A 1416-nucleotide genomic window follows, 5' to 3' on the forward strand; every position below is an offset into this window, starting at 1 on the left:
GGCTCAGAGCAGTCGTTCGGCAGAATTCAGTGAATGTCTGGTACGCGGGACAGTAAGGATTTTGAATGTTGCAAAAGGTTAAAAGCCTTTACTGCGGGGATTCAGTTTTCTTGGTTTCACATTTCTGAGGTTTCGCTAACTTCGCGTGGAGTGGCGTGAATCTATGGTTATCAACTTTACCAGTCACCTATTTAGGTAACCCTGCTTTTAACCAACCTTCACGCCAATTGTTTGCACAAGATGGAACAGTAAATATTGGTAATTGAGTCTGTGCCGAGGTTACGGTCAGCCCTGGGCGCAACGTCTGAAGAACTGCAACCGCTTCGCGAGCCGCAGCATCATCGGTGAGGTGTCCCAGAGCAGCAATCAGCATGAGATGAGTCATTACGAAGCTTGAACGCACAGATAAGGCATCTCGGCAAGCCTTAACCGATTCCTCGTAGCGCCCAAGATGAAAGAGTGCGCTTGCCTGAGCAATGTAAGCCGCATGGCGCAACGGATCGTGCGGGCTCAGGTCGACAGACTGAATCGCGTGACTTAGCGCCTCCTCCGGCCGATCAAGAAGAAAAAGGTTGATGGATGCCAGCATGTGAACTGTTGCTGCGTTTGGGTTTTGCTCGAGAGCTTGTTTGAAAGCAACCCGCGCGCGTGGCAAGTCCCGCGCCAGCATTGAGATCGAATGCGCAGCATACGCCAGCGCGATCCCGTCTGCACGATCGCTCAACAGTACCCGCTCGGCTGCCTTTACGGCCTCTTTCGGGCCTTCGCCAATAGGCTCAAGCCCTTGAACCATTCGTTGAATATGTAACCAAGCCAACAACCCTGATGCGGACGCATAGTCTGGGTCACGACCCAATGCGAGGGTCGTCAAACGTATGGCCTCTCGGTTGTCTTCATCCGTTAAAAGATGGAAATGCGACTGCGCTCGAAGGTAAAGTTCATAAGCTTCCAAATTATCCGTAGGTTTCGCACGCGCACGGTTGGTTTCGGCGTGCCTTAGAGATGGCTCTATCGCCGTTACAACCTCTAATGTGACTTTGTCTTGAAGGTCGAAAATATCATCAAGCACGCCGTCGAAGCGATCTGCCCAGAGATGACTGCCGTCTTCCGCATCAATCAACTGTCCTGTAATGCGGATGCGTTGACCTGCTCGTCTGACTGAACCCTCGAGAACATAGCGCACTCCCAGTATGCGACCGACTTCGCGTATATCCGTGCTTTTACCTTTGAAGGTGAAGGACGAATTTCGGGCCACAACCATCAGCCAGCGGAAACGAGACAATTCTGTGATGATGTCTTCGGTGATGCCGTCTGCAAAGAACTCCTGTTCGGGATCACCAGACATATTGTCGAATGGAAGCACTGCAATCCCAGGTCTGATATCTGTCATTTGTGACAGATTGGCTGAAGTGCCCT

Annotated in this window: 1 protein-coding gene; it reads right to left on the minus strand. The window is 51.5% G+C overall.

Translation table 11 applies throughout. The features are described 5' to 3' along the window. Nucleotides 1-187 precede the first annotated feature (187 nt). Nucleotides 188-1416: adenylate/guanylate cyclase domain-containing protein (locus AC2FNR_RS22520; protein WP_496851604.1), on the minus strand; the 1229-nt coding region annotated here is incomplete at its 5' end.

The sequence above is a fragment of the Ruegeria sp. SATB045 genome (assembly GCF_059613525.1).